The sequence below is a fragment of the Archangium violaceum Cb vi76 genome (assembly GCF_000733295.1).
Taxonomy (GTDB): Bacteria; Myxococcota; Myxococcia; order Myxococcales; family Myxococcaceae; genus Archangium; species Archangium violaceum.
Map to the genome: position 1 here is coordinate 1 of NZ_JPMI01000073.1, position 1,323 is coordinate 1,323.

General features: G+C 73.2%; 1 protein-coding gene. It reads left to right on the plus strand.

The window, feature by feature from the left end; all coding sequences use genetic code 11:
- Positions 1-1,033, plus strand: a 1,033-nt coding sequence (locus Q664_RS11280; protein WP_160174384.1) for a serine/threonine-protein kinase, incomplete at its 5' end; no start/stop codon positions are given.
- Positions 1,034-1,323 lie beyond the last annotated feature (290 nt).

The window sequence follows — 1,323 nt, forward strand, 5'->3', positions numbered from 1 at the left end:
GGTGCGGCTGCGGCTGCGGCGCGTGGGAGGCCTGGCGGTGGAGTGCCACGGGCTGTGGCCGCACGAGGCTCCGCGCTACCTCTACCTCGTCACCCCGTATGTGCGAGGGCGCTCGCTGTATGCCTGGGCCCGGAGGAAGAACCCCACCGCGCGCGAGGTGGCGTGGGTGGTGCGGTGGGTGGCGCGGCAGCTCGTGCAGGTGCACGCGGCCGGTGTGGTGCACCGCGACGTCAAGGGCAGCAATGTGCTGGTGGGCAAGCAGGACGGGCGGCCGGTGCTGGTGGACTTCGGGGTGGGCACGTACGTGGGCGCGCCGGAAATCACCCACCCGATGGGATTGCCGGGCACCCGGCACTACCGCAGCCCCGAGGCCCTGCGCTTCCGGCGCGAGCGGGCCGGTGAGCACTCCCCGGCGAGGACCACGGACGACCTGTGGGCGCTGGGCGTCGTCCTCTACTGGTTGCTCACGGGCAGCTATCCCTTCGACACGGAAGTGGCGGACGAGGGCGCGTTGGCGGACCTCATCCTGAAGCACGAGCCCACGCCGCCGCATGTGCTCAACCCGCGCGTGCCCCGGGCGCTGAGCGAGCTGTGTCTGCGCATGCTGGAGAAGTCACCCCAGGCGCGCTTCCCGGAGGCCGGGGCCGTGGAGGCGGCGCTCGAGGCGGTGCTGGCGGAGGCGGATGACGTCTGGGACGTGCCGCTGTGCGAGCAGTGGGGCCCGGAGGATGCCACCACGCCCCAGGAGGCCTGGCTGGATTGGGGCGACATGAGGGACAAGGCGCGGCGGCTGCTGGAGTACGCGCGGCGCTTCCCCCGGCGGGGACGGCCCGAGCCCGTGGCGGAGGCGTCCACGTCCTCGCGCTCCCCGGAGGAGCCGCCGCCCGGAGTGAGTGGTGTCCCGAGGGCGGAGGACTCCGCGTCATCGCCGCGAGCACGGCGTGTGCCCTGGCGCGCGCTGGCCTGGGGTGGGGCCGCGTTGGTGTTGGTGATGGGGCTGCTCTGGTTGCGGCCGGCTCCACCCCCGAGGTAACGTCCGGCGACAGCATGCGACAGGTGACGGAAACCGGCCAGGAAGTGGCGGGAGACGTCAGGCCGCCGGAAGTTGGGGGTGGCGCGGCGCCCGAGAAGGCCGCAACCCCCGCGCCCGTCGCCCCGGCGACGCCTCGGAAGGACTGGCACGCGCGTGAGGACTCCCCAGAAGACTTCCACCTCCCAGCCGAAACAGCCGCGAAAGCAAGACACGCTGCTCGACGCCACGGCGAAGACATGCGTCCTGGTGTGGGCCGCGGGCCAGCTCGCCTGCGCCAGCCCCGAGCCCCA